The organism is Eubacterium maltosivorans, assembly GCF_002441855.2.
In the GTDB taxonomy this organism is placed as follows: domain Bacteria; phylum Bacillota; class Clostridia; order Eubacteriales; family Eubacteriaceae; genus Eubacterium; species Eubacterium maltosivorans.
The window spans coordinates 3700601-3727579 of sequence record NZ_CP029487.1; the positions used below are offsets into that span (position 1 = coordinate 3700601).

Annotated in this window: 25 protein-coding genes; 22 read left to right on the top strand and 3 right to left on the bottom strand. The window is 53.8% G+C overall.

Features of this window, described 5'->3' with window-relative positions:
- The first annotated feature begins 20 nt into the window (after positions 1-20).
- From CPZ25_RS17100 to CPZ25_RS17200, 21 genes are all read left to right on the top strand, one after another.
- The gene (locus CPZ25_RS17100) at positions 21-1784 is read left to right on the top strand and encodes an FAD-dependent oxidoreductase (RefSeq protein WP_096920087.1); all 1764 of its coding nucleotides are present in this window, start codon (positions 21-23) and stop codon (positions 1782-1784) included.
- Positions 1781-3028 carry an NAD(P)/FAD-dependent oxidoreductase gene (locus CPZ25_RS17105; RefSeq protein WP_096920086.1) on the top strand — a complete coding sequence of 416 codons (1248 nt, stop codon included), beginning with the start codon at positions 1781-1783 and terminating at the stop codon, positions 3026-3028. Before CPZ25_RS17100 ends, CPZ25_RS17105 begins: the two co-directional genes overlap by 4 nt.
- Positions 3029-3030: 2 nt before the next feature.
- Positions 3031-3396 (top strand): DUF1667 domain-containing protein, encoded by a 366-nt coding sequence (locus CPZ25_RS17110; protein WP_038352176.1) that lies wholly within the window; start codon positions 3031-3033, stop codon positions 3394-3396.
- Positions 3397-3399: 3 nt separating this feature from the next.
- Entirely contained in the window at positions 3400-4830 is a 1431-nt protein-coding gene (locus CPZ25_RS17115; protein WP_096920085.1) for an FAD-binding oxidoreductase, read from the top strand.
- A 151-nt stretch (positions 4831-4981) separates the two neighbouring features.
- A complete protein-coding gene (locus tag CPZ25_RS17120; protein WP_133067086.1) occupies positions 4982-5746 on the top strand; it encodes an electron transfer flavoprotein subunit beta/FixA family protein in 765 nt (254 codons plus the stop codon).
- Positions 5743-6708 carry an electron transfer flavoprotein subunit alpha/FixB family protein gene (locus CPZ25_RS17125; protein WP_096920083.1) on the top strand — a complete coding sequence of 322 codons (966 nt, stop codon included), beginning with the start codon at positions 5743-5745 and terminating at the stop codon, positions 6706-6708. The genes CPZ25_RS17120 and CPZ25_RS17125 overlap by 4 nt, the downstream gene beginning before the upstream one ends.
- Positions 6698-8134: an FAD-binding oxidoreductase gene (locus CPZ25_RS17130; protein ID WP_096920082.1), complete on the top strand. Its 1437-nt coding sequence runs from the start codon at positions 6698-6700 to the stop codon at positions 8132-8134. Before CPZ25_RS17125 ends, CPZ25_RS17130 begins: the two co-directional genes overlap by 11 nt.
- Positions 8131-8922 (top strand): electron transfer flavoprotein subunit beta/FixA family protein, encoded by a 792-nt coding sequence (locus CPZ25_RS17135; RefSeq protein WP_096920081.1) that lies wholly within the window; start codon positions 8131-8133, stop codon positions 8920-8922. Before CPZ25_RS17130 ends, CPZ25_RS17135 begins: the two co-directional genes overlap by 4 nt.
- A complete protein-coding gene (locus tag CPZ25_RS17140) occupies positions 8919-9875 on the top strand; it encodes an electron transfer flavoprotein subunit alpha/FixB family protein (RefSeq protein ID WP_096920080.1) in 957 nt (318 codons plus the stop codon). Before CPZ25_RS17135 ends, CPZ25_RS17140 begins: the two co-directional genes overlap by 4 nt.
- Positions 9876-9931: 56 nt before the next feature.
- Positions 9932-10861 (top strand): YhfZ family protein, encoded by a 930-nt coding sequence (locus CPZ25_RS17145; protein WP_058695671.1) that lies wholly within the window; start codon positions 9932-9934, stop codon positions 10859-10861.
- A gap of 139 nt (positions 10862-11000) precedes the next feature.
- Positions 11001-11324: a PadR family transcriptional regulator gene (locus CPZ25_RS17150; RefSeq protein ID WP_058695670.1), complete on the top strand. Its 324-nt coding sequence runs from the start codon at positions 11001-11003 to the stop codon at positions 11322-11324.
- Positions 11314-11886 (top strand): DUF1700 domain-containing protein, encoded by a 573-nt coding sequence (locus CPZ25_RS17155; RefSeq protein ID WP_058695669.1) that lies wholly within the window; start codon positions 11314-11316, stop codon positions 11884-11886. The genes CPZ25_RS17150 and CPZ25_RS17155 overlap by 11 nt, the downstream gene beginning before the upstream one ends.
- Positions 11883-12920: a DUF4097 family beta strand repeat-containing protein gene (locus CPZ25_RS17160; protein ID WP_167495263.1), complete on the top strand. Its 1038-nt coding sequence runs from the start codon at positions 11883-11885 to the stop codon at positions 12918-12920. The genes CPZ25_RS17155 and CPZ25_RS17160 overlap by 4 nt, the downstream gene beginning before the upstream one ends.
- A 195-nt stretch (positions 12921-13115) precedes the next feature.
- Positions 13116-13733 (top strand): TatD family nuclease-associated radical SAM protein, encoded by a 618-nt coding sequence (locus CPZ25_RS17165; RefSeq protein ID WP_096920078.1) that lies wholly within the window; start codon positions 13116-13118, stop codon positions 13731-13733.
- A 125-nt stretch (positions 13734-13858) separates the two neighbouring features.
- The gene (locus tag CPZ25_RS17170) at positions 13859-15379 is read left to right on the top strand and encodes a histidine kinase (protein WP_096920077.1); all 1521 of its coding nucleotides are present in this window, start codon (positions 13859-13861) and stop codon (positions 15377-15379) included.
- The gene (locus CPZ25_RS17175; protein ID WP_058695665.1) at positions 15372-16061 is read left to right on the top strand and encodes a response regulator transcription factor; all 690 of its coding nucleotides are present in this window, start codon (positions 15372-15374) and stop codon (positions 16059-16061) included. The genes CPZ25_RS17170 and CPZ25_RS17175 overlap by 8 nt, the downstream gene beginning before the upstream one ends.
- Positions 16062-16220: 159 nt before the next feature.
- On the top strand, positions 16221-17477 hold the full coding sequence (locus CPZ25_RS17180) for a serine hydroxymethyltransferase (RefSeq protein WP_058695664.1): 1257 nt from the start codon (positions 16221-16223) through the stop codon (positions 17475-17477).
- Between the two features lie 72 nt (positions 17478-17549).
- Positions 17550-19061, top strand: a complete 1512-nt coding sequence (locus CPZ25_RS17185; protein WP_096920076.1) for an alanine/glycine:cation symporter family protein — start codon at positions 17550-17552, stop codon at positions 19059-19061.
- Between the two features lie 306 nt (positions 19062-19367).
- Positions 19368-19889, top strand: coding sequence for a hypothetical protein (locus CPZ25_RS17190; RefSeq protein WP_096920075.1), 522 nt, complete (start codon positions 19368-19370; stop codon positions 19887-19889).
- A gap of 260 nt (positions 19890-20149) precedes the next feature.
- Positions 20150-21925 (top strand): bifunctional diguanylate cyclase/phosphodiesterase, encoded by a 1776-nt coding sequence (locus CPZ25_RS17195; RefSeq protein ID WP_096920074.1) that lies wholly within the window; start codon positions 20150-20152, stop codon positions 21923-21925.
- A gap of 110 nt (positions 21926-22035) precedes the next feature.
- Positions 22036-22698, top strand: a complete 663-nt coding sequence (locus CPZ25_RS17200; RefSeq protein ID WP_058695660.1) for a TetR/AcrR family transcriptional regulator — start codon at positions 22036-22038, stop codon at positions 22696-22698.
- Between the two features lie 41 nt (positions 22699-22739).
- Here CPZ25_RS17200 and CPZ25_RS17205 read toward each other — a convergent pair whose 3' ends face one another.
- From CPZ25_RS17205 to CPZ25_RS17210, 3 genes are read right to left on the bottom strand one after another with little or no spacing between them, the layout of a single operon-like run.
- On the bottom strand, positions 22740-24113 hold the full coding sequence (locus CPZ25_RS17205; protein WP_096920073.1) for a uroporphyrinogen decarboxylase/cobalamine-independent methonine synthase family protein: 1374 nt from the start codon (positions 24111-24113) through the stop codon (positions 22740-22742).
- Between the two features lie 17 nt (positions 24114-24130).
- Positions 24131-24271 carry a hypothetical protein gene (locus CPZ25_RS20575; protein WP_167495264.1) on the bottom strand — a complete coding sequence of 47 codons (141 nt, stop codon included), beginning with the start codon at positions 24269-24271 and terminating at the stop codon, positions 24131-24133.
- Between the two features lie 16 nt (positions 24272-24287).
- The gene (locus tag CPZ25_RS17210; RefSeq protein ID WP_096920072.1) at positions 24288-25448 is read right to left on the bottom strand and encodes a uroporphyrinogen decarboxylase family protein; all 1161 of its coding nucleotides are present in this window, start codon (positions 25446-25448) and stop codon (positions 24288-24290) included.
- Between the two features lie 305 nt (positions 25449-25753).
- On the opposite strand from CPZ25_RS17210, the gene CPZ25_RS17215 reads away from it, so the two are divergent.
- The gene (locus CPZ25_RS17215; RefSeq protein WP_058695657.1) at positions 25754-26953 is read left to right on the top strand and encodes an MFS transporter; all 1200 of its coding nucleotides are present in this window, start codon (positions 25754-25756) and stop codon (positions 26951-26953) included.
- Positions 26954-26979 lie beyond the last annotated feature (26 nt).

Below are 26979 nucleotides of genomic sequence, written 5' to 3' on the forward strand. Positions count from 1 at the left end.
GCAGCTGAAAGGAAGACAAAATGCAGGAGACAATCGAACAAGAAGTGAAAAAAGCCTTTCCGGATATCCCAGTGTCCCTGTCGGTGGACGCGCGTAAAATCGTCACCGTCACCGGCGAGTGTGACACCTGGGACCAGGTGGTGGACATCGGGCATCTGATCGCAAAGCAGGAGGGTGTTCGGAATGTGGTCAACGAGCTGAGCGTTAAGGGCATGGAGGTCCCGAAAAAGGACTATACCGCCTATCGCGAGCAGGGAGAAGCCATCGGCGTTATTGACGACGTGGATGTGCTGATCATCGGCGCGGGCATCAGTGGCTGCGGCATTGCCAGGGAGCTTTCCAAGTACCAGCTGAGTATACTGGTGGCCGAAATGTCTGATGACGTGGCTACGGGCGCGACCAAGGCCAATAACGGCAATATCCACCCCGGGCATGCGGCTAAACCGGGCAGCTTAAAAGCCAGGCTGAATGTGAAGGGAAACCGGATGTACACCAGGTGGGCAGAGGAGCTGGGCTTTGAGCTCCAGCGCTGCGGCTCCATGGGGGTTATTACAGAGGAAGTGCTGAGACCGGCGTTGAAGGCTGCCTACGATGTGGCGGTGCTCAATGGCGTAGACGGTGTGGAGCTGGTAGACGGCGCCCGTGCTCTCGAAATAGAGCCTAGGCTGGCGGACGCCGGTGTGACCGAGCCCCTTGAGGCGCTCTGGCTGCCGAGTATGGGGCTGGTGGAGCCCTATGAGGTGGCGGTCGCCCTGGCCGAAAACGCTGCGGACAACGGCGTGCGGTTCCTCTTTAACTGTACCGTGGCCGATATTCTTACCGAAAACGGCGAGACTAGAGGGGTGGTGAGCTCCAGAGGCATCATCCGTGCGCGTTACGTGATCAACTGTGCCGGGGTCTATGCGGATGAGATGTCTGCCATGGCCGGGGATAAATCCTATACCATCCACCCCAGAAAGGGCACCATCGCCATTCTGGATAAAAACAAGGCGCCCGAGTTTGACGTGATCACAGAGATTACGACCCTGGAGCGCATCCACCGCAAGAAGAACGCGGAATCCAAGGGCGGCGGCATGTGCCGGACACCGGAGTGGAATATCCTGCTGGGGCCCTCGGCCACCGAGACCCCGGACAAGGAGGATAACGCCACCACTGAAGCGGATCTGCGCTACGCCATGGGCATCAACCAGAACGAGCGCACCGGCTACGGTGATATTATCCGGATATTCGCGGGCACCCGTCCGGCGGATTATAAGGAAGATTTCGTCATTGAAATGTCCGATGTGACCCACGGCTTTATCAACGTGGGGGCCATCCAGTCACCAGGGCTGGCCTCGGCTCCGGCCATTGCGGAGCTGGTGGAAAACATCCTCCTTGAGGATATGGCCGCCTGCGGAAGCCCGGCGCAAAAAAACCAAAGGTATAACCCCAGCCATAAAAAGCGCCGGAACTTCCGCCATCTGAGCCGTGAGGAACAGGATGCCCTGATCCGTCAGGACCCGCGCTATGGCCGGATTATCTGCCGCTGTGAATCCATTACCGAGGGCGAGATTCTGGACGCCATCCACTCACCGGTCATTCCCCAGTCCATTGACGCTATCAAGCGCAGGACCCGAGCGGGAATGGGCCGCTGCCAGGGTGGCTTCTGCCAGCCAAGGGTATTGGAAATTTTAGCCAGAGAGCTGGGTCGGGAATGGATCCAGATCAATTTAAGAAACGAGGGGACCAATATTCTCGTTGACACAAGCCGTCCCGCCGCGCAGAAAGAGGGTGAAGCGTTATGAAAGAGATAAAAACAGATATTGCCGTTATCGGCGGCGGCCCCGCAGGTATGGCGGCGGCACTGGAGGCCAGGCGGCAGGGTGCCGGAAAGGTCATGATCATCGAGCGGGATATTGAGCAGGGGGGCATCCTCCAGCAGTGTATCCACGATGGCTTTGGCCTGCACCGGTTTAAGAAACGCCTGTCCGGCACCGATTACGCCCAGCGCTTTATTGACGAGGTGGAGGCCAGCGATATTGAGGTGTTTCTGGATACCATGGTGCTGGAAATCACAAAGGACAAGGTGGTTTACGCCTGTAACAACCGGGACGGTATGATGAAAATCCGCTGCGGCGCTGTGATCCTCGCCATGGGCTGCCGGGAACGGACAGCCAGCCAGGTACTGCTTTACGGCTACCGGCCAGCCGGCGTCATGACCGCCGGTTCAGTTCAGCGCTACATTAACATGGAGGGTTACCTGCCGGGCAAAGAGGCCGTTATCCTGGGCTCCGGCGACATCGGACTGATCATGGCAAGACGCATGACCCTTGAGCATATCAAGGTCAAGGGCGTTTACGAGGTAATGCAGGAGCCGGGCGGGCTGACCCGGAACATCGTCCAGTGCCTGGACGACTATGACATCCCGCTGCATCTTGCCACAACGGTCACCTGGATTCATGGAAAGGACCGCCTTGAGGGCGTGACTGTGGCAAAGGTGGACGAGAACCGGAAAGTGATCCCCGGGACAGAGGAAACCATATCCTGTGACCTGCTGGTGTTGGCCGTTGGCCTGATTCCGGAAAACGAGCTGTCCGTTAAAGCCGGCATCGAGATGGACCCCAGGACGCGGGGCCCGGTGTTGGACAACCACTTTATGACCAGTGTCCCCGGCATTTTTGCGGCGGGCAACGTGGCTGTGGTCTTTGATCTGGTAGATTATGTATCCGAATCTGGAGAGATCGCTGCGAGGGGAGCGGCCGCTTACCTGAATGGCACTCTGGACACTGAGGCTGAGGTGGTGGAAACCGTTCCGGGAGAGAATGTGAATTTCATTGTGCCCCAGCGCATGCGTGTGGGCAGCCGGGATGAAACCACCCTGTTTATGCGGGTGAAAAAGCCAGAAAAAAGCGTGCGGCTCACCTGCGAAAACGGCGGTGAGACACTGGTATCCAAAAAACTGAAAACCGTAGCGCCGCCGGAGATGGTGGCCTGCACAGTGACGCCAAAACACGACGAGCCGCTGGTGGTTGATGTAAAGGAGGCGTGAGCATGGTTAAAAAAGAATACATTTGTATTGTATGTCCGAACAGCTGCCGTCTGGAGGTCACCGATGATCATGGGAGACTGACCGTGGAGGGCGCGGGCTGTAAGCTGGGCGTTGCCCACGGTGAAAAGGAATATAAAAGTCCAGAGCGGATGCTGACCACAACAGTGAACATCGAAGGCGGCACGCACAGGCGACTGCCGGTCATCAGTGACCGCGAGCTGCCAAGGGATAAAATGGAGGACTGCCTGAAGGTGCTTTACAGCCGGACGCTTAAAGCGCCGGTGGCCTGCGGGCAGGTTATCGAACAAAATATCTGCGGGACAGGGGTCGATATCGTCGCCTCCCGATCAATGAAGGAGAGAGGTTAAATTATGAATAAAGAAGCACTTGTACAGGAACTGGGAAAAATTGTGGGAGAGGACAGAGTCTCAGACAGCGAGCAGGCTGTTCTGGACGCCGCTAAGGATTATATCGGCTACCGCCGCTATGAACGCGACGATAAAAAATACTGGGTGCCCCGCGCGGCCTGCGTGGTCCGCCCCCAGAGCACCGAACAGACCGCCGAGGTGCTGAAGTACCTGAACGATAAAAAAATCGACGTGGTGCCGAGAACCGGCGGCTCAAGCGTTACCCGCGGCATCGAGCCTCAGCAGGACGGCGTGATCCTGGACGGCTCAGACATGAATGAGATCATCGAGGTCAATGAGAAAGACATGTACGTGACTGCCAAATGCGGCACGCCTCTGGAGTACCTTGAGGGCTACCTGAATAAGATGGGCTACACCACCGGGCATTTCCCGCAGTCCCTGCCTCTGGCACAGGTGGGCGGCCTGCTGGCAACGCGCAGCATCGGCCAGTTTTCCACACTTTATGGCGGCATTGAGGATCTGGTTGTGGGCCTGGAGGCTGTGCTGGCCGACGGCAGTGTGGTCCGGATTAAAAATGTGCCGAGACGTTCAGTCGGGCCGGATCTGCGCCACCTGTTTATCGGCAGCGAGGGGCTTCTGGGCTTTATTACCGAGGCTTCTGTTAAAATCTTCAAATATATGCCTGAAAACCGCTGGATGAAGGCTTATGGCGTCAAGGGCATGAAAAACGGCCTGGCCCTGATCCGCGATATTATGGTGGCTGGCTATAAGCCTGCTGTTGTCAGACTGCACGACCCGCTGGAGGTCGCTGACCAGATGGGCGGCGTGGCGCCTGAGGGACACTGCATGCTGCTCCTGCTGGCTGAGGGCCCGGCGGGCGTCACCAAGGCTACCGGCGAGGGCATTGAGGCTCTGGCTGCAAAATATAGTCCTGTGGATATGGGCACCAAGCCTGTGGAAAACTGGCTCGTACACCGCAATGATGTCTGCGACGATATGGATAAGCCAAAATACTACGACATGGGTGTTGTGGCCGATACCTGTGAAATTTCCGGCAACTGGTCGGAGATTGGCAACATCTACGACGCAGTGCTTGAACGCCTGCCGCGGGAAATGGAAAATGTGGTTTTCCTGGGAGGCCATTCTTCCCACAGCTACATGCAGGGCACCAATATCTACTTCCAGTTCGCCTTTACCGCGGAAGGCGGGGCGGAGAGTGTGGAAAAGGATTATATGAACCTGATCCGCATCATTCTGGAGGAAACCCTGAAGCGCGGCGGCAGCATTGCCCACCATCATGGCTCCGGCAAGTACCGCACCCAGTTTATGCCTCAGGAGCACGGCTCATCCTATCAGCTCATGTACCGGCTCAAGGAAGCCATGGACCCCAACCATATTTTAAATAAAGGCGTGCTTTTAGTAGAGGAAAACTGAGCCGGAATTTGTTATAATTAAATAGAATGCATTCAGAACTGCACCCTCCTCCAACAGATGGCCAGAAAGACCCGGAGAGAGGGTGCGGTTTGATCTGGTTTTAGGGCAGGAGCCTGAAAGCAGGAATAATGACAACACCAAAGGGGACAAAATGAAAATTTGCGTATGCTTTAAAATTGTACCAGACCTCGATCAGGTTCTGGAGTCGGACTGGAAGGATATTTCCAGAGGACTGGACACCAGCTATGTAAAGAAGATGATCAATTGCTTTGATGAGACGGCACTGGAAATGGCCCTGCGGCTGAAAGAGATGGCGGCAGATACCGGTGCGGAGTGCACTGCCGTGACCGTTGGCGGGGGTCTGGCAAGCCTGATGAAGGGCCTGTACGCTGTGGGCTATGACAGGGTGGTTAATATTCCGCTTGAGCACAGAGAATTCTGCCCTGAGACTGTGGCGGCACTGCTGGCTGATTTTATAAAAAGCGGAAATTTCGACCTGGTGCTTTTCGGCAAACAGGCCGGTATGGCCGACAGCGGCATGGTGCCGCCGCTGTCGGCTGAGCTGCTGGGGCTTCCCTTTGTCGAAGACACCGTAGCGGCATTGCTTGAAAGCGGACAGCTTATGCTCGAACATGAGACCCCGGAAGGGCTGGAAGCCCTCAAGCTCAAATGTCCGGTAGCAGCTTCGGTGGGTGACGCAGAGTACGCTTACCTGAGGGTGGCGACGCTGCGGGAGAAAATGGCCGCGTCCAAGCGGGATATCGAGGAGTGGCCTGCCTTGAAGACAGAAGACACAATTCTGCCTGATTTCAGCCGCGAGAGCAGTGTGGAGGAATGTGTCATGATCGAGGGAGAGAGCGGCGCTGCAAAGGCCGGCGTGGTGTATGAAAAATGGATTGAGGGGATGATATCATGAAAGTAGTCTGTGTTTTTACAAGAGAAGATGATATCCTGAAAACAGCCGGACGCATAAATGCTTTTATCAGCGGTTTTGTGGCAAAAGGCGTTCAGAGAGAGGCCTGGTATCTGGGCGATGGGACAGAGGACGTGGCAGAGACGGCCTGCTGTGCGACGGGTATCAACCGCATGGTGCGTTGCCCGGTGGGCGGCGAGGCTCTGCCCGAAAATCTGTTGGACAGTCTGGAAGCCCTGTACCAGGAGCGAAAGCCTGAGCTCCTTTTCTTTACCGGGGAAGCTGGGGCGTTGGCAGTACGGTTGTCTCTCAGGATCGGTGGTGCTTGCCTGACCGGCTGCCGGGCCGTGGGCGAGGACGAGGATGGGTTCTGGGTCCGGCGCCAGGTTTACAATTCCCACGCCGACGCAGTTTGCCGGCCTCAGGGGCGGCCGCTTGTATTGTCGGTTTCCAAGGCCGGGCCGGTATCGGAGAGCCCTGTTGGAGAGACAGAACAAGCTGCCATTACAGAGGTGAGCCCTGTACTTAAGCACTACGGCTACTGCCTGGACCGGAAGCTCAAGGCCAGCAGGGAAAAGAACCCGCTGGAGGAGGCAAAGCTGGTGCTGGTGGGCGGCAGGGGACTTGGCTCCAGAGAAAACTATGAGCGGCTGAAGCAGCTGGCCCGGGCCTGGGGCGGCGCCTGCGGCTGCACCCGGGCAGCAGCCATCAACGGGTGGGCCGACGTGGCGGATATTATCGGCCAGTCCGGCCATGTGCTCAGGGCTGAGCTGTGCGTCACACTGGGCGTGTCGGGCGCGGCGCCCTTTATGGCAGGGGTCGAGAATGTAAAAGAACTGGTGGCGGTCAACAATGACCCTGACGCGCCGGTTTTTAAAGGCGCGAATTACGGAATTGTGGGCGATGCCCTGGAGGTTTTAGAGGCCTGGGAAAAGCAGGCAGAGGAGCAGAGACATGAAAATTGAGGCGATGACAGAAAAATATGAGCGGTGGCTGGGGGACGAATCCCGCATCCGCGGCAGAGCGGATGCGGTCTGCTTTCCCGGAAGCTTCGAGGAAGCCTGTGAGGCCGTAGACCATGCCCGGAGGAGCGGGCTGCGCGTTACGCCTCAGGGCGCCCGTACCGGGCTGACTGGGGGAGCCGTGCCAGAGGGCGGACTGATTGTGGACTGCCAGGGCCTGAAGGGACTGGAGCTGAGAGAAGGGCCGGCCTTGTATGCTGAGGCAGGCGTCACGCTGGAGCAGCTCCATGCCTTTTTAAGGAAAGAGCCTTGGGTATTCCCGCCGAATCCCACCGAGGAGAGCGCAGCGCTGGGCGGACTGTTCGGCTGTAACGCCATGGGAATCGACGGACAGAAGACAGCGCCCTGGGTCAGAAAGCTCTGGTGGCTCACAGCCGCAGGCGCGGTATGGGAAATCAGCCGCGGCAGCTATATCTTTGATGACAGTGGCTGTGCTCTGCCGGAGGGCGGCCGCCTGAGCTGTGAGACCTTTGAAAGCTCCGGCGTGCTGGGCGGACTGGTGGCTGTCAGACAGATGGATCTGATCGATTTTCTGGCAGGGAGCGAGGGGCAGCTGGGCATGGCTTTGGCCTTTGAGCTGGAGCTTGCGAAAAAACCGGACTGCGCCTGGGGCGTGCTGTATTTTCTAAGCACAGATCAGGCGGCTATGGCGCTCTGCCGGGCAGTAGCGCAGACGGAGAACAGCGGCAGCGTGACAGTGATGGAATACTATGACAGGGCGGCCCTCAGCCTGCTCTCCGCCGGTCGTCAGAGCACTGCGGCGCTGCAGGAGCTTCCGGAGTTCCCCCAGGGCGCCTGCGCTGCGGTCTATATCGAGCTGGCCGGGGACGACCCTGACGTCCTGGAGGGCGCGCTGTTTGAGCAGCTGGATATTTTTGAGGGGCTGGGCGGCAGTGAGGAACAGACCTGGGCGGCCAGCGAGCGCTATGAGATTGACCGCCTCAGGAAACTGCGGCACGTGGTGCCAGAGCTGGCCAATGGGAAGATCGATTCTCTGAGCCAGGCTGTGCCCGGGCTTACCCGCCTGTCCTCGGACCTGAAAGGGCCGGCCGAAAAGGCAGGGGAGTATCTGGAAATGTACCGCGGGGGCATTGCCCAAAGGGGGGGGCATGCTGTGATATACGGCACGGCCGCACAGAACCGTTTCCATGTCAATTTTCTGCCAGAGACACTGGAGGAAAGAGCGGAATGCGAGGCGTTGATGGCAGAATGGGCAGCCCGGGCAGCTGCGGACAGCGGCCAGATTGTCACCGAAAACGGCGCGGGCCTGCTGAAGCGGGAGCTGGCCCTGCGCTTTGTACCAGAGGCGGTAAAGCGACAGATAAAGACAGTGAAGGAAGCGCTTGACCCAGAGGGAGTTTTTAAATGAAAATAATCGTGTGTATCAAGCAGGTTCCAGCCCTCTCAGAGGCCAGCATGGACAGAGAGAAGGGGGTGCTGGTGCGGACTGGCGAGAATAAGATCAATCCCTACGACCTGCCGGCCATCGAGACAGCTCTGCGGCTGAGAGAAGCCCTGGGCGGAGAGGTGACAGCGCTGACCATGGGGCCAGAGTCCGCTGAGCAGGCGCTGCGCACCGCTCTGGCCATGACTGCGGATCACGCCTGTCTCATGAGTGACCGCGCCTTTGCGGGAGCTGATGTGCTCATGACAGCCCGGACGCTGGCCCAGGGGATTAAGGCCCTGGGCGGGGCAGACCTGATCATCTGCGGGCAGCAGACCACCGATGGCGACACGGCCCAGGTACCCTTTTCGCTGGCGGAGCAGCTGAATATCCCGGTCATTGGCTGGGTGCGCGAGATTGTGAGCGCTTCAGAGGATCGGCTGGAGGCCTGCCAGGAGCTGACCGGAAGGAGCTGCCAGGTGTCCGGTGGGCTGCCCCTGGTGCTGGCTGTCAACCCTACTATCTGTGAGGCGCGGATCCCAGGGCTGCGGGCTAAGCTGAAAGCAGGCAGGCAGGTGGTACAAAGGCTGGCTCTGAGCGATCTGGAACAGCAGGACAGTGAAACCTACGGCCTCTCAGGCTCACCCACCCGGGTGGTGCGCCTGTTTCAGCCGGAGACAACGGCCAAAAATCCGGTTCTGGAGCTGACATCCAGCCAGAGCGCAGCACTCTTGCTGGATGTGTGGAAAAGCGTGAAGGAGGCAGATGAGTGAGGACAGCACTAATCTATTTACAGGAGAGCCCCGGCGGACTGCACCCCGTATGCGCGGAGCTGGCGGCAAAGGGCTTAGAGCTGGCAGATGATACCGCTGGTGTGCTTATCTGCGGGGGATTGACGCCGGAGCTTACAGCAGCGCTGCGAAGCAGCGGCCTGGGCCGGGTTTACCTATATACGATTCCAGCAGCTGGTGTGTTTCTGCAGGAGGCGCACAAGGCAGCGGTGACAGACTGTGTGCGGCGGCTGGAGCCTGAAATCCTGCTGTTCGGCGCAACGCTTGAAGGGCGTTCCCTTGCCCCCATGATTGGGGCAGCCTTTAAGACAGGAGTGACGGCAGACTGCACAGAGCTCTCCCTCAACAGCGCGGGGCAGCTGGTTCAGACCCGTCCGGCCTTCGGCGGCCGAATCATGGCCAGTATTCTGACCAGAACCGCGCGCCCCCAGATCGCCACAGCACGCCAGGGCGTGTTCAAGGCACAGCCCAAAGCGGCCGGAGACTGTGAGATCATCCCCTGTGAGCTGCCCGGAGATATTCAGCCGCGGCTGCAGATTGAGGACGAGGGCGCCGCGCCGGCTGGGGAAAAGGGCAGGCGCCCAGTGGTGGTGGCTGTGGGCGGTGGCCTGAGGGACAAGGCTGACCTGGCGCTGTTTGAGAAGCTGGCCGAAAAGCTGGACGCGGATCTGATGTGCTCCCGGGTGCTGGTGGAGCGGGGCTTTCTGCCCCAGAGAAGACAGATCGGTCTCAGCGGCAACGCCATCTCGGCAGAACTGCTGCTGTGCTTTGGCATATCCGGCTCAGTCCAGTTTTTATCAGGCATTAAGGGCGTTAAGCGCCTCTGTGCGGTTAACGAGGACCGGGAAGCTGAGATCATGAAAAACGCGGATTATCCGCTGCTGGGCGACCTGTACGGTGTGGCCCGCGCCATGCTTGCGGCAGCGGGCGATTGACAAAAGCGGGATGCCGTGCTATTGTAAAATGATATTGAAAGCATGAGGAAAAACCAATGAAGCCAACCTTTTATAAAAAAACAGGACTCGCCACCATTAACATCGCGCGGGATTTTTACACCATGCAGCCCGGCGACCGGGTGCCGACCATCGCGGAGTACACCCAGCGCTTTGAGGTGTCCCGCGGTATTGTCCAGAAAGCCATTGCCACCCTGGAGGAAGACGCGTGTATCCAAACGCAGAAGAACGGTGTCAAGGGCACCTTCGTGACCGGAATTGACTATGAAAAGCTCTACCCTTATACCAACTGGGGATCGCTGACCGGCACCATGCCTGTGCCCATGACCATCTCCTTTTCAAGCCTGACCACAGCCATCTGTGAGGAGATGGAGAAGAGCCCCTTTCCTTTCTCCTTTGCCTATGTCACAGGCTCCGAAAAGCGTCTGGCAGCCCTTAAGGAGATGATCTATGACTTTATCATTGTGTCCAAGAGCTCGGCAGAGCGCTACCTGAGCGAAAATGATTTTCTGGAAAGGGCCATTGAGCTGACCGGCTGTATCTATTCCGAGCCATATATGCTGTACTTTCTGGATGACCAAAAAACAGAGATTGAGGACGGCATGCGCATGGCGGTGGATTGTAACAGCATTGACCAGTACACCATTTCCCAGAAGCTGTGTGAGGGAAAGGATGTGGTGTTTGTCCAGACGCCTTATACCAGTTTCAGCGAGCTGCTTGTCAAGAAAAATGTGGACTGCTTTATCTACCGGCGGGACGGCTGGTACAACAATTTTCAGCCTGACCTCAACCAGCGTGTTGTGGAGCTGCCCGGCTATCCCCTGGAGGAAGTGACCACCCCGGTTATCCTGATCAACCGGGAAAATTACGGCTTTAAAAAGCTCCTCTGCCAGTACATCACAGTGGAGAAGACCCATGAAATTCAGGAAAAAGTGATCTCCGGCGAATGTGCTGTCAAGTTTTTTTAGGAAGACCAAAAAAGAACCCGTATCGCGGCGATACGGGTTCTTTTGTTTTTTGTTTATTAAAAATTAAATAATATACTTTACAAAATGATATTATACGTTGTATAATATCATTAACGATATAAAGAAAGGAGATGCGAGGATGATTTTTCAATTAGGCTCCGCACTTCTGGACGCCTGTGTGCTGGCCGTTCTCTCAGAGGAGGACGCTTACGGCTACAGTCTGACACAGCGGGTCAAAAGTGTGCTGGATATTTCAGAATCCACCCTTTACCCGGTGCTCAGGCGTCTGCAAAAGGAAAAGTACCTGGCCACCTACGATAAGCCCTTTCAGGGACGGAATCGCCGTTATTACGCCATTACGGAAAGCGGAAGGGCCAAGCTGGCAGAATACCGTGAAGAGTGGGATATTTACAAGGAAAAAATAGATTCGCTTCTGATAGGAGGTGGCGTGAATGAATCGTGAAGAGTATATGGCAGCGCTGGAAAAGCACTTGAGAAAGCTGCCAAGGGATGAAAGGGAAAATGCCCTGGTGTATTACAATGAATATTTTGATGACGCCGGGCCGGAAAATGAGGACAGGGTTATCGGGGAGCTGGGCTCGCCGGCCAAGCTGGCCGCGCAGCTGCGCAGCGAGTACGCCCTGAAGGGAAATGAGCAAGAGAAAAAGAAAATGCCTGTGGTGTTAATTGTGATCTTATCCATCTTCGCGGCGCCCATCGCCCTGCCACTGGTCATTGTGGCCGCGGCTTTGGTATTTGTGCTGATGGTGGTGGTTTTCGCCTTCCTGTTCGCCTTTGTGGTGACAGCGGTGAGCCTAATCCTGGGCGGTTTCCTCTGGATGGTGATCGGGCTGATTTTGATCTTTCAGAGCCCGGCGGCTACGCTGTTTTACGTGGGCGGCGGGGCGCTCGCGTTGGGGCTGGGGATATTGCTGGGAGTGGGCATGTACCACCTGATCCCCTGGGTGATCAGCGGTTTTAAGCGGATGGCCGAAGCGATTTTGGAATGGAGGAAAAATGCATGAAATTTGAATCAAAAAAGCTCTTGAAAATTGGCGGGATTCTGGCAGCCGGCGGACTTCTGCTCGCCGGGGTCGGCATGCTGCTGGGCGGCATGACCTCCACCTATATTGACAGCAGGGGAATCCATGTGATGAAGTATGAGGAAAAAAGGCTGGAATACCAGAAGATACCCGGTAAAATAGAGAACCTTGATATTGATTTTTCACTGGCAGACCTGGAAATAATCCTGGCAGATGAAAACGCCATTGAGGCAGTCTACTATGAGGACTCGGCAAAGCCTGTGATCCATCAGGACGGGAACACCACTGCCATCACCAGCAGGAGCCAGGAGGAAAACCGCATGGTTCTTATGGGCGTCGGCAACATTTACGGCAACTCAAAGATCAAGGTCTACCTGGATAAAAAGGAAACGGGCCAGTCTCTGGACGCCAGGGTGGACAATGGCAAGATCCAGTTTAACGGCCCCAGGGCCTTTAAGGCGCTGTCGGTTCAGAACCATCTGGGCAGTATAAATATGACCTCCGTCAAAGCAGACAGCGTGTATATAAAGCTGGACAACGGCGATCTGGACGCGAGCGATGTTGAGACCAAGAGCTTTACAGTGGAGAACCATCTTGGAAAAATCAAGGCGGCCAATATCCGTGCCGATGAGGGAAGCATTAAAAACGACAATGGAAAGATCACCCTGACGGACAGCACCTATAACATGCTGACCGCCGAGGACCACCTGGGCGATATTGTCGGCGAGGGGTTAAGCATTAAGGGCGGACAGTTCAAAAACGACAATGGCAAGATTAACCTGAGCGGCGCCATAGAGGGAGAAATCAACGTGACAGCCCATCTGGGGGATGTGAACATCAAGACCAGTATTTCCCGGGAAACGGCCGGATACCAGCTGAGCACCAGCTTAGGCAAGGTGGTGGTTGACGGCGCCAAATATGAGGAAGTAGTCCGGGATGAAAACCAGAGCGCCACCAGCCGCTTTGTCATCAACAATAACAACGGCGATATCCGTCTGGATTTTGGAAAACAGTAAGCCGCTATATCAATTTAGTCAACCCGTATCGCCACGATACGGGTTGATTTTTGCGTTGTGTATAAAATTAAGGGTACATGCTATAGGGAGGGCCCCAAAATGTCAAAAATGATCCATATTCTGACATAATTGATCATAGGAACCTCAGCTGTAAAATGGTATAATCTTAACATCAAAGACAGGAGTGAAGCTTACATGGTCATTACCTATGAAACAGAGAGTACGGCCTATAAAGATAAAAATGCACTGTACGTCAATGCCACCAACCGCTGCAATAACCGCTGCGTGTTTTGCCACCGGTTTAACCGGGAGGAGGAGGCCAGCCGTATGGACGAGCTGTGGCTTGAGCGGGAGCCGGCAGTGGAGGAGATTTTAAACGATATCCGGGCGAGGGATATGGCGAAGTATGACGAAATCGTCTTTTGCGGCTACGGCGAGCCGACCTGCCGCCTGAAGGATATTCTGGAGATCGCGCGGGTGCTGAAGCAGGAATACGGCGTGGCAGTCCGGCTGAACACCAACGGCCTGGCCGACACCCTGTACGGTGAGGATGTCACCCCCTGGCTGGCCGGCCTGGTGGATGTGGTGTCCGTGAGCCTGAACGCGCCAGATGCAGAGGAATACGAGGCCCTGTGCCGCCCCCAGGCAGAGCACGCCTTTGAGCACATGCTCCGCTTCGCGGAAAACGCCGCGCGTTTTGCAAAGGTCTATATGACCATCATCGACACCATGAGCCCGGAGGGGCAGGCCGCCTGTCTTCGGATCGCAGAAGAATGCGGTGCAGCGCTTAAAGTACGCCACTACCTGCGGTGAGATGATGAGAAGATGAAAGAGGCTGCCTGCGGGCGGCTTTTTTTTGATTGGACAAATTTGTTAAGGAAAAGGACAAAAATAAGGGAGTTCAGGTATGGTATAATTTTAGCAGAGGAGGGATTGGTATGGCGGTTCAGGTAATGGAGTGGGGTTATATAGACTGGAAGCATGTCAAGACAGAAAATAACCCAAGACAGAATATGAATATTGGCATTGTGGTCATCGAGCCCGGCAGACATCTGGCAGAGCATGTGCATTACGGGCAGGAGCAGCTGTTGTATGTGCTGCAGGGCAGGGGCATTTACTACATTAACGGAGAGCGTGTCGAGCCTGAGCCAGGGCAGATCTTTTATATGGAGGCAGGAAGCTCCCATGAGGTCTATAACCCCACCGACGGGCAGATAAAAGAGCTGCTGGTCTCCAACCCGGTATACGGTGCGGAGGAGATTTCCATCGATACACTAATAAACCTGGAGGCACCGTCAGACGATATTCTTTATGCGGCTGTGGAGGGCGTGCGCCAGCAGTCCATCGACCCGCTCAAGCTGCCCCTGACCATCTACGACACTGCGGGCAAAACAGTGCTGCAGACAAACTGTTTTCCGGATTACTGCACAGAGCGCTGCAACCCGTTTGGCAGCAGCAGCTGTCCATGCCGGGGCATGGGACAGGCGAACCTGAGCGAGCCCTGGGATTACCGGCAGTTTGTCTGCCCCTACGGCCTGACCCTTTACCAGCAGCCCATCGTGCATGAAAACCGGTGCATCGGTGTGATTCAGGGCGGTTATATCCTGTTGTCCACCATGAAAAGCGAGGGCAAGACCAGCGACCGCACCGAGGAGCTGTACGATACGCCGGAGAGCACAGCCCTGAGCATCCGCATGCTGCTCAGGAGGATTGCCGAGCATATTGTGAGTTTCTGCGTGTTCAGCGACGCCCGCAGGGTGCTGGAAGCCAAGGAGAGGGACATCGACGACGCCCAGAAATACAGCAAGCGGCTGGAAAAAAACCTCAAGGCTGCCCAGAATATCGTGACCGACCTGCGCATCAACCACCATTTTCTGTTCAATACCCTGAACTGTATGGCCGGTATGGCTCTGGATAAGGATGCTTACGAGTTGTACGACGCCATCATCGACCTGTCCAAGATGTTCCGCTACACCACCAAGACCAAGGAGAACTTTGTGCCCTTCAGCCAGGAGGCCGCTTACCTTAAGACCTATCTGAAGCTCCAGAAGCTGCGCTACGAGGACAGCCTGCAGGTGGATATCAAGATTAATACTCAGCTTGACGACTGGCTGGTGCCCTTTAACTTTTTACAGCCCATCGCCGAGAACGCCTTTACCCATGGCTTTGACACCAACAACCTGAAAAAGCGGCTGTCTGTCACGGCTCAGCCAAGCGGCAGCAAGGTACTGATCTCCATCTACAATAATGGCGCGGTGATTGACTACGGCACCCTGAGCCGCATAAACGACAGCCTGCCCTCGGGCAGTGAGCATGGCCTGTCACTGATTTATGCCAAGCTGAAAATGCGCTTCGGCCCGGATTTTTCGATGAATGTGTACTCCGATGAGCGCATCGGCACATGGATTATTCTGGAATTGCCCTACTCATATCAAAAGGAAGTGGAGAACGATGATTAAAGTGGTTATCGCTGACGACGAAAAGGCCGTTTCCAAGATCATACAGCATTTTATCGCGCGCGAAAAGCTGCCGCTCCAGGTTGAGGGCGTTGCCCTGGACGGAGAGAGCGCCCTGCAGATGATCCGCCAAAAGAAGCCGGATCTGGTATTTCTGGACATCAAGATGCCCCTTATGGACGGCTTTGAGGTCATGGAAGCCCTGAAGGAGCAGGCGATTGATGTGAAGATTGTGATTATCACTGCCTACGAGTCCTTCGAGTACGCCCAGCGGGCCCTGCGCATGGGCGCCAGGGATATTATTCTCAAACCCATTGAGTATGAGCAGTTTACCCAGGCTCTGCTCCGGTCTGTGGGCTGGAATTTTACGGGTAATGACCTGGTTAACCAGGTGCTGGAGTACATTCACACCCATTTTACAGAGAAGATCGAACTCCAGCTGCTGTCGGAGCAGTTTCACGTCACAGCCAGCTACCTTTCCAAGCAGTTTAAGCGCTACGTGGACACCAACCTCATCGGCTATGTGAACAAAATCCGGATTGAGCACGCTGTCGATCTGCTGAAAAACGAACCCTACAGCATACAGGAGGTGGCTAAGCAGGTGGGCTATGAGAATGTGAATTATTTTTACAAAAAGTTCAAGGAGCAGACCGGACGTATGCCGTCAGATTATCTGAAGAAGTAAAATATATAAGCTGTCACGATATTATAGTGACAGCTATTTTTGTGTCAACTGGATAAAAATGATCATGAAATCGACAATTCTCTTCATAGATTGCGCTTTGTAATCGTGTTAGAATGAGATCATCGAAAACAAACACAGAAAACGAAGTGAGGTATTGAAATGTTAAAAACAACAAGGGTACTGGATCCGGAAGTCTATTCCATCGTAGAGGCAGAGCTTGACCGTCAGGAGCACAACATCGAAATGATCGCGTCTGAGAGCACTGCGCCCACGCCGGTCATGGAGCTGAGCGGCTGTGTATTCACCAATAAGACTGAGGAAGGGTTGCCGGGAAACCGCTTCCAGGCTGGCTCTGAACAGGCTGACGCCATTGAAAGCCTAGCCTGTCGCCGCGCGCTGGAGCTTTACGGCGCCGAGTATGTTAATTTACAGCCATACTCCGGGTCAACCGCAAACTACTGCGTGTTTAACGCGGTGCTGAACCCGGGAGATAAAATTCTGAGCATGCGTCTGGACCAGGGCGGCCATCTGACCCACGGCTCCCCGGTGAATTTCCTGAGAAAAGTTTATGAATATGACTTTTACGGGGTTGATAAGGAAACCGAGGTCATCGACTATGACGCTCTGGAGGATCAGGCCATGGCATATAAGCCAAAGCTTTTAATCACCGGCGCCAGCTCTTACCCGAGACTCATCGACTATGAGCGCATGGCCAAGATCGCCAAGAACTGCGGCGCGATTTTGATGAACGACATGGCTCACATCGCGGGCCTGGTCGGGGCCAAGGTCATCCCAAGCCCGATCCCGCACTGCGATTTTGTCTCCTCCTCCACCACCAAAACCTTCTGCGGCCCGCGCGCCGGTATGGTTTTCTGCAAGAAGGAATACGAAAAGGCTCTGAACAAATCCGTATTCCCGGGGACTCTGGGCTCCATCCATCTGAACACCATCGCCGCCAAGGCCTATTCCTTCAAATATATCGGCACACCAGAGTTCAGAGAAATCATGGAACGTGTTGTCCGCAACGCCAAAACCCTGGCTGAGGAGCTCCAGGGCTACGGCTTCCGCATCATCAGCGGAGGCACCGACAACCATATTGTCATGGTCGATTTAAGACCAAAGGGACTGACTGGAAAGAGCTTTGAACAGGCGTTGGAATATGTGGGCATTACAGTCAATAAGAATATGATCCCATTTGATATGGAAAGCCCCTTTGTGTGCAGCGGCGTAAGAATCGGCCTGACCTCTACTGCTCAGCGTGGGCTGGAGGAGGACGCCATCAGGGAAATCGCTGAGATCATGGACAAGGTCGCGAAGGACCCTGAAAATATGACGAATCTGGACGCCTGTAAGGCACAGGCCCGGGCGTTAATTTCCAGATACCCGCTGTACCCGGCCGGCTATTTTGAAGATTAATCAGTAGAGATGAGCTGTCAGCCGCTGTATAAAGAATTACAGCGGCTTTGCCAGTAAACGAGAGGGGAAATTATGTTAGAGAGTATTGTAACAAGTGTCAACGATGTGGTCTGGAGTATCCCGCTGATTATTCTGATTCTGGGCACCGGCGTCTATTTTTCGGTGCGGATGAAATTTCCGCAGCTGCGGCTCATCAAGGAGATGTTCCGGCTGCTGAACGATAACAAAGGCAAGGGTACAGATGAAGGGGTATCTGGTCTGCGTGCATTTATCATGACCGCCGCAGGGCGTGTGGGCGTCGGCAATATCGCCGGTATGGCCACGGCCATCGCTCTGGGGGGCCCGGGGGCAATCTTCTGGCTCTGGGTGGTAGCGCTGTTCGGAACAGCCATCGCCCTCATCGAGTCCACTCTGGCCCAGGCATATAAGATCACTGTCAACGGCGAGTTCAGAGGAGGTCCGGCCTACTATATCGAGCGGGGAATTGGTAAAAAATGGTATGCTAAGGCCTTTGCCCTGGTCACAATTCTGGCGCCCGGTATCCTGATGCCCGGGGTCCAGTCCTATAATATTACCTCAAGCCTGAACCAGGCCTTTGGCTGGAACACCCTCATCATTGCCATCGTGCTGGCCGCGGTGGTCGGAATCTGCATTTTCGGCGGCGTAAAGCGTATCTCAGCCGTGGCGGAAAAGGTTTCCCCCTTTATGGCCTGCGCCTATCTTCTGGTTTCCTTTATCATCATCGGAACCAACATCAGCAAGGTGCCCGGCGTGTTTATGATGATCATCCAGTCTGCTTTCAGTGTCCAGCCGGTTTTTGGCGCGCTGGCCGGCGCGGCTCTTTCCAAGGGCGTGATGCGCGGCGTGTTCGCCAATGAGGCAGGACAAGGAACCTCAGCCATCATGGCCGGCTCTGCCGATGTATCGCACCCGGTAAAGCAGGGGCTGGCCTCGTGCCTGAGCGTTTACGCAGGGACCATCCTGGTCTGTACGACCTCTGCTTTTATGATTTTGCTGACCGGCTGCTACAACGTGGTCGGACCAGCCGGCGGCTTCCTGTTCGAGGGCATGCCCGGAAAGGAATATGGCGTCGCCTATGTACATGGAGCCATCGACACCATCTTTCCCGGCTTCGGAGCGCCCTTTATCGCGGTTTCCATCCTGCTTTTCGCCTTTATTGCCCTCCTGGCTTATTACTACTATGCCGAGAGCAATCTGGTTTACGTTTTTCATGAGACAAAGGCGTGGATGAAGAGCAACAAGCCCTTCCTGTACGTGTTCCGCGGAATCTTTATTCTGGCCGCGTTCCAGGGCTGCCTGCAGGCTGTGTCTGTGGTGTGGACCATGGGCGACATTGGTTGTGGGCTGATGACCTGGCTTAACGTGATCGCAGTGCTGATTTTGAGCAACCAGGGTCTGGCAATCTTCAAGGATTACGAGCGCCAGAAAAAACTGGGGCTGGAACCCGTCTTTGATCCAGACCTTCTGGGAATCCAGAATGCTGGCAGCGTCTGGCGGGACCGTCTGGATGAGTATAAAGTCGCTCAAAAGGCCGAAGCGGAGGAAAAGGGACTTGCCGCATAAAAAAACAACCCGTATCGGGACGGTACGGGTTGTTTTTGCAGTTTGGCTAAAAGAAGAAAAGATAAATATTATTTTTATAAATAATCTTGTTGACAATACTTCGCTTATACGATATACTTGAAAAAATAGTAAAAAAATAATATTCTGCATTTTTGGTGAATAAAAAACCATTCATAAAACAAAAAACAGAAAAATCAGAAAATTTAATAGACATGCTGTCGAATGGGGAATTGCTGTCACCCACTGGAACAGAAGGCTTAAGTGCTTTCTGTTTTTTTTATTATCAAAATTTTAAGGAGAAAAATAATGAAGAAGACAAGTGAATCTGTTAACAAAGCTTTAAGAAGTAAAGATATACTCTTTATAGAGGCTGTCTACGATGATTACGGCAATAACAGCCGCGTTCATTACCTGGAGGATGGGAGAATGGTCAGCCGTCTGGCTGACGGTGTTGGTCCCCGGGATTACATCAGGAGAATGATGCGGTCGCGCTGTCTTAGCGAGGCCATATACCGCCAGTATATGGCAGCGTGGCTGGGCATGGAAAAAGATTATCCCTATCTGGCGGGGGCAGGAGCGTTGATGGTGTCGGTAAAAACACGCGTGAGCGTCAAGTTTATAAACAACCGACGAAATTATGACGACGCCTACAGTTTTTATAATTTCCATTTTTTTGATGAAGACATGGACTTGCAGACCGATAATGGCAGCATCTACCTTGCGGGTGGTTTTGTAATCGGAACATACCAGAGCGGCAGGCAGAACGAGCTGGGGTACGAACGGGCCAAAAGGGTACTTGCAGGAGTGCGGAAAATATGGGAGAGTTAGGTGGATATGGTAAAGCAACAGAATCAAAACCGCTGAGAGAGGCTGCGATTCAAGAACCCTCCAACCCGTATCACCGCAATACCCCTTGAATTGTGCAGACTTTTATTGCGAATCTTGATCACGTCTGATATAATGTATAAATGAAATTTATAAAAGTCAGGTGGGCTGGGTAATGGCCTGCGGGTGTTATATGGGAATGCCCGGCAGGCTTGGAAAACAGTTGCAGAGGCAGTACATTTTTTAGAGGGGATCAAATAATTATGGCACAGTCAGATGATTTTTTTAAAACATTTACGGTTGACCCTGCTCTTTTTTACAGCGCGATCATCAGGAGTACGGACGATTACGTCTATATTGTGGACATGAATACCGATATGGCTCTGGTTTCTCCAAACATGGAAAGGGATTTTGAACTGCCTGGCCGCCAGTTTAAGGGGCTGGTGCCCATGTGGGGAGAGCTGGTCCATGAAAAGGACCGTCCCCGTTACAACGAAAGCATTGATGAAATGCTGCGGGGTGATACGGATATTCATCATGTGGAATACCAGGTGCGCAACCGTAAGGGAGAGTATATATGGGTGCTCTGCCGGGGTGTTTTGCAAAAGGATAACCAAAACCAGCCAGCCATGTTTGCTGGGGTGGTGACTGATCTTGGAAAAATGGGCAAGATTGACTACACCACCGGCCTTTTTACCTACAGAGAATGTGAGAAGGAGATCAGCGAGCTGCTGGATAAGGAAACTGAAAAGCCCGGCGGCCTGATGCTGCTGGGACTGGATGATTTTGTGCGGATTAACGACCTTAACAGCCATCTTTTCGGCGACGGGGTGCTGCGCCAGTTTGCCCAGACAGTTCAGCAGCTGCTGCCAGCGGAAGCCAGTATGTACCGGTTTGACGGGGATGAGTTTGCTGTAGTGTGCCCCGGCGCGGGCGAGGATGAGCTGGCTGCTATTTATAAACGGCTGCACGTCTACAGCAACAGGGTACACAACCTGGACGGCCAGGAATATTTCTGCACAGTGTCTGCAGGTATCACCCTGCTGGGGCGGGACAGTCGGAACTATCCGGATCTGATTAAATGTGCGTCCAGCGCCCTTGAGGCCTCCAAGGCCAAGGGGAAAAATACTATGACAGCCTATACGCCAGCACTGATGCGTTCAAAGCTGCGGGCATTGGAGCTGACCAGCCGGCTGCAGCTGAGCGTGGTCAACGGCATGGAGGGGTTCCGGCTGGTTTATCAGCCCTTTGCCCACTCGAAGGATCTGGGCCTGGCTGGCGCCGAGGCCCTGCTGCGGTGGTCCGGTGAGCCCTTTGGCGAGGTGGCGCCGGCTGAGTTTATCCCGCTTTTGGAATCCAGCGGCCTCATTGTGCCTGTTGGCAAGCGGTGGTCCGGTGAGCCCTTTGGCGAGGTGGCGCCGGCTGAGTTTATCCCGCTTTTGGAATCCAGCGGCCTCATTGTGCCTGTTGGCAAGTGGGTGCTGGAGCAGGCAGTCAAAACCTGCAAAAAGTGGTCCGTCAGGGAATCGGATTTTATCATGAATGTCAATATCTCCTATCTCCAGATGCTGGATGAATCCTTTGCCGGGCATGTGGAAAAGACACTGGAGGAACACGGATTGGATTCCCGGCATATTGTGCTTGAACTCACAGAGAGCTGTTTTGTAACGGACATGGGCGGCCTCAAGGAAATTTTTAAGCATCTGCGTGGTATGCGCATCCAGATTGCCATGGATGATTTTGGCACAGGCTATTCCTCGCTGGGGATGCTGTCTCAGTCACCGGCAGATATTGTCAAGATCGACCGGCTGTTTATCGAGGCAATCGACAGAGATGAGAATATGTTTAATCGTTCCTTTATCGCATCGGTCATCAAGCTGTGCCATAGTGTGGGCATTACCGTATGTGTGGAGGGCGTCGAGGAGCAGGACGAGCTGAGAGCAGTCTGTGATCTGGACGCAGACAGTATTCAGGGCTATTATATTTCAAGACCCATCTCACCCGAGGCCTTTGAAGAAAAATACTGGGGCTCTGTCTAGCGGTCGGCCCGGCCCGTATCGTGACGATACGGGCCGAATTAAAAAACCCCTGCAAAATCAAAGCGGCTTATGCTAAAATAGAGTAAGAAACTGCAAAAGGGGAAAAATCTGTGGCGAATTATAAAACAGGCTTAGAGACAAAGGAAAAAATATATGCGACCGCCAGAAAGCTTTTTTATGAAAATGGCTTTGTGAAGACCACACTGGCGGAGATCGCCAGGGAATCCGGTGCTAACAAGGCCATGGTTTCCTACTATTTTGGCAACAAAAACAATCTGGCCCTTGAGGTCTATAATGAGTACATGGTGGCTATGAAGGTAAAAACTCAGAATATCATTGCCAGCCAGTTTCCGGACAGCGATCTGCTTTTGCGCACAGCCATCGAATACCGTCTCCAGAACAGGAACTGTAACCGCAATAAAGGACTTAACCGTTTTTACCATGAGCTGTGCGATTCCAACATTTTTATGAAAACAGAAAGCGCATCTGTGGGCTTTATTGAAAACATCAACAAAACTCACAAGCTGGGCTTGAGCAGGGTGGATGTCAAGGCCCTGGCCCTGGCAAACCTGTCAGTTGTGCACGGTCTGCATGTGGCCAGAAACGAGGGCTTTCTGGACTGCTCATCTGAGTATCTGGCGGAAACAGAAATCCGTCTGCTGCTCCAGAGCCTGAAGATCGACAATGAACTGATTGAGAACTATATCGAGCGGTCGCGGGAGATCGTGGACAAGATTGAAATTTCAGTCGGGAAAAATTTTAAAGTCCTGTAAACAAAAAAGCAGAGCGGCTGAAACCGTCTCTGCTTTTTTTATCAGCACATCATCATAAGCATGTGGAAGAGCATGTCTTCGTACTGCTGCATTTTCTGGCCGACCACATCGTCCAGATCGGCTCTGGGAGCGGGGTGGTCCTGTTTAAAGGTGTCATAGGGTGTGTAGTATTTGCTTTTGAACTCAGGTATGTCTGCCAGCACATGGTCGATGGTAGATTCTTTTGGCTTATCCCAGACCTGCTGCCCGGCGTTTTCGTAGGTGCCGTTATCGCGGACGTATTCCAGTACGGCTTTGTAGTTTTCCGGATTGATGGTATTCAGGGAGTAGGGACTTTTGTCAAAATTGAAGAAGTAGTTGCCGCCTGGCGCCAGAATGTCAATGAGCTCTTTGGCTTTGTCGATGCACTGCTCCTTGGTGGCTGTCTTAAGGTAAGTAATGGGGTAGAAGCCCGAGATAATATGTTTCTTGCCAAGCTTTTCCTTAACGAGCTTGGGATCGCCGTATTCAAAATAGAAGCGGGTGCCCTGGGGAAGCTCATAGAGGTAATCCAAGTAGCGCATCCAGTTGTCCTCGCAGAAGATGAGGCAGGTCTGTCCCTTTTCGGCCAGGCCGTGGACCAGCTTGTAGAAGGTGGGCCAGTAATATTTTTCAAAATCCTTGGTACGCAGGTAGGTAGCCATGTGCAGGGCGATGAAGTTGGCGCCAAGCGGAGACGGCTTGACGGGCGTGCCTTTTTTGATGGACAGGGGCAGAATGGCGTCGCAGGCTGCCAGGATTTTTTCGGGACAGCGTTTGATGTCCATGGTAATGCCTTTAAAGCCTCTGAGAATGTCGGACAGAAGGTCGAAGGGGGTGGTGCCGCCGCTGCCGGAGCCGGCAGGCGGTGCAAAAAAGCCGTATTTGTCAATGAGCTGTGCGTCGAGCCCTGCGTAAAAATCGGCGTATTCAAAATAGGCCTTTGTGGCTTTGGCAAGGGCCAGAGAGCGGCTGACCGGGTCAGTATCCAGCACAGGATAGATGCGCGGGAAGATTTTTTCCATCAGACAGTCGTAGGGGTTGGCGATAAAATCGTCATAATCTTCAGGCTGCATGGCAGAGACTTCGGGATGCTGGATAATGCCCTTGGAGCCCATCATAAAGGATCTGGAGCCCAGCAGGTGGTGGTGGGCCGGGTAGGTAGCAAAGCTGGAGGGGTAAGCGTCGCTGGCGGTCAGCTCAAAGGATTTTTCATAGATGCCGAGCATGTCCTCCCGGGTCCATTGGGTGCGGCCCAGATCCTTGCCAGCGTACTCGATCCGCAGCTCGAGGGGCAGGGCAGCGCTGATGGGAATCCTTTTGGGGATGGTGCCTGTGTATAAATCCGTAAACAGCTGGGTTCGTTCTTCCTGTAGTTTTTTCATTGCTTCACTCATGTTTATTTCTCCTTTTCTTAAATCAACAGGCCGATGATAAACTTGTACAGGCCTTCCTCGTAGGCCTGCATGATATCGGCGTGGTAGTTTTCGTTGGCGACTTCGGGATGTTCCTTGACGTAGTCCTCCCAGGTGGTGTAGTAAGCTTGTGATTCCATAATTTCCTCCTGATTTTTAGTAGGCGCCATGCTCACGGACGTATTCCTGCACGGCGATGAGGTTGTCAATGTTGGCGCTGCTCATGGACAGGATATCCTTGTCCAGGTCAAAGATAAAACCACCGCCAGGCGCGCAGATGTCCAGCAGCTCCTTGGCCTTATCAATACATTTTTCTTTGCTTTCGGTCTTTAAAAGGCCGATGGGGTAGAGGCCGGCGATGATGTGCCGGTCTCCGAGCTTTTCCTTAATTTGTTTGGGATCGCCGAATTCAAAGCGCATAACAATGCGACCGGGAAGCTCCCTCAGAAAGTCCAGATAGCGCATCCAGTCCTGCTCAACGAAGAGATCTACGCCCATGCCAGCATCGGTGAGGGCTTCGATTGTTTTCTTAAAGGTAGGCCAGTAGAATTTTTCAAACTGTTTCATATTCAGAAACGGCGCCATGTGCAGAGGCAGGAAGCAGCGGGCGTCAACGGTGCGCACTGGCCCCAGCCCCTGGTTGATCATAATGGGGGTAACGGCCTCGCAGGCTGCCAGGAGCTCTCTTGGGTGTCTTCGGATATCCTTGGAGGTACCACTGAAGGAGCGGATAAAATCTGCCATAAAATCATAGGGCGCTTCAGTAAAGCCGCCGGGAGGGGCAGTGGCAAAGCCGAATTCCTCATTGACCTGAGCGGCCTGGGCAATTCCCTGGGCGGCCTGGTCGTTGTGCATCTTATAGGCCTTGGCAAGGTTCAGCGCATTTTGCACTGGGGACTGGTTCAGGCCGTCGTACAGCCTGGGCAGAATGGTTTCCAGCATACATTTGTAAGGGTCCTCGATAAACTGAGGGTATTGTTCGGGTTCGAGACCGTGGATCTCGGGATGCTGCGCATAGCCCTCCGCGTTCATGACAATGGTCTTGCCGCCCAGCAGCTGATATTTGTAAGGATTGCGCAGGGTGTGGGGCCGTACTGGCGCCACATCGGCGGGAATCCGTTCGGCTGCGTAGCGCATCACGTCGATCATTTTTTCGGAGTGCCATTGCACCTCTTTGATATCCATGCCTGCATATTCGATGGCGGCCTCGGTGGTCAGTCCGCCCCGGATAGGGACGCGTTTGGGGATTTTTCCCCGGTACAGGTCTGCAAACAGCCCGGTACGCTCTTCCTGTAATTTCTTAATGGCTTCAGTCATATTTTCTCCTCACTTTCAAAAATTAAACGCGGTTGATTTATTAAAAAGTATAATCGCTTTTGAGGGGTTTGTCAACGGTTTTCAAAAAAATATTTTTTTATTTACGAAATAAAAGTTTTTAAAATGGCTAAAATTGGCAAAATTAAGTAAAATTATAAAAAATTTACTAAAGAAAAAGAAAATAAAAGTTGACAGATTTACGAAAACAATATATCATTAAAATAAATTTAAACGCGGTTATTATTAAACACGGATAATTAAAATCTATCCGGAAATTAAAAAGAAATGAATTGAGGAGACTTAAAATGAGTGAAAAAAATTATGGTGTCGGCGTACAAATAGCCGCCCTGTCTGTCGCCCTGCTGATGTACACCACCAGCATGACCACCCCGGCTCTGGCCGAGATTGCCAAAGCTTTTCCGACGGCCGCGCCGGAAACGGTCAAGCTGCTGTCCACCATACCGTCTTTAATGATGGTAATCTTTGCCCTGGTGGCCGGTAAACTGACTCAGGTGATGAGTATTAAGAAGATCATTACTATTTCCATGCTTCTGATTTTTGTGGGCGGGATTCCTTCTGCTTTTGTGGGCGATCTGAATTTTATGATTGCCATGCGTGTGGTCTTTGGCGCAGGCTATGGAATGGTATTTCCCATGGCCTCTGCGGTTATCACCGATCTATTTACGGGTACGCAGGCCAATAAGCTCATGGGCTTTAAGAGCGCTGTCGGCGCTGCCGCTGGAGTGGTGTTTCAGTCCCTCGGCGGGTTTTTGGCGGCTTACAACTGGCGTTTTTCCTTTTTCGGTTTTTTCCTGGTTATCCCCATCGCGGTTTTAATCTGGTTTAAGCTGCCGGATACGGGGGTTAAGAAAGCGGAGAAGGCGGCTGATGGTTCAACCGTCCGGGAAAAGAAGCTGACCACCATGACCTATATACTGGCACTGCTCTGTGCACTGCTGAATATTATGCAGTTCAGCTTTATGACCAATGTGGCTATGGTCATGAGCGCGGACAAACTCGGTGACGCCGGGCAGGCCTCCTTTGTGCTCAGCACCTTTACAGCAGGCTCCTTTGTCATCGGAATGCTTTATGGTTCCATGTCCAAATTCCTGAAGCAGTATGCCGCATCCTTTGGCGCACTGTGTGTGGGCATCGCCTTTGTGATCCTGATCATGGCGCCCAGCTACCCGGTAATGCTGGTGGCCGCGGTGATCTTCGGCATTGGCTTCGGAACCTTTAACCCAGCTGTTACCATGGCGGTTGCCGGATCGGCAGCCAGTCCCAAATACGCGGCCCTGGCCATTTCGGTTTATACCTGCGGCACAGGTATCGGCCAGTTCCTGTCACCCTATATCCTGAAGTTTATCCGCGGGATTTTCGGAATGACCTCGGCCCGGGCCGACTGGCAGATTGCGGCCGTCTGTCTGATTGCCGGCAGTATTATCTCAGCCATTGTTATTTTTGCCGCCAGCAAGAAGAAATCGGACGCACCGCAGCTTCAATAGAAGTGATTTATACGGCTCATATGCAT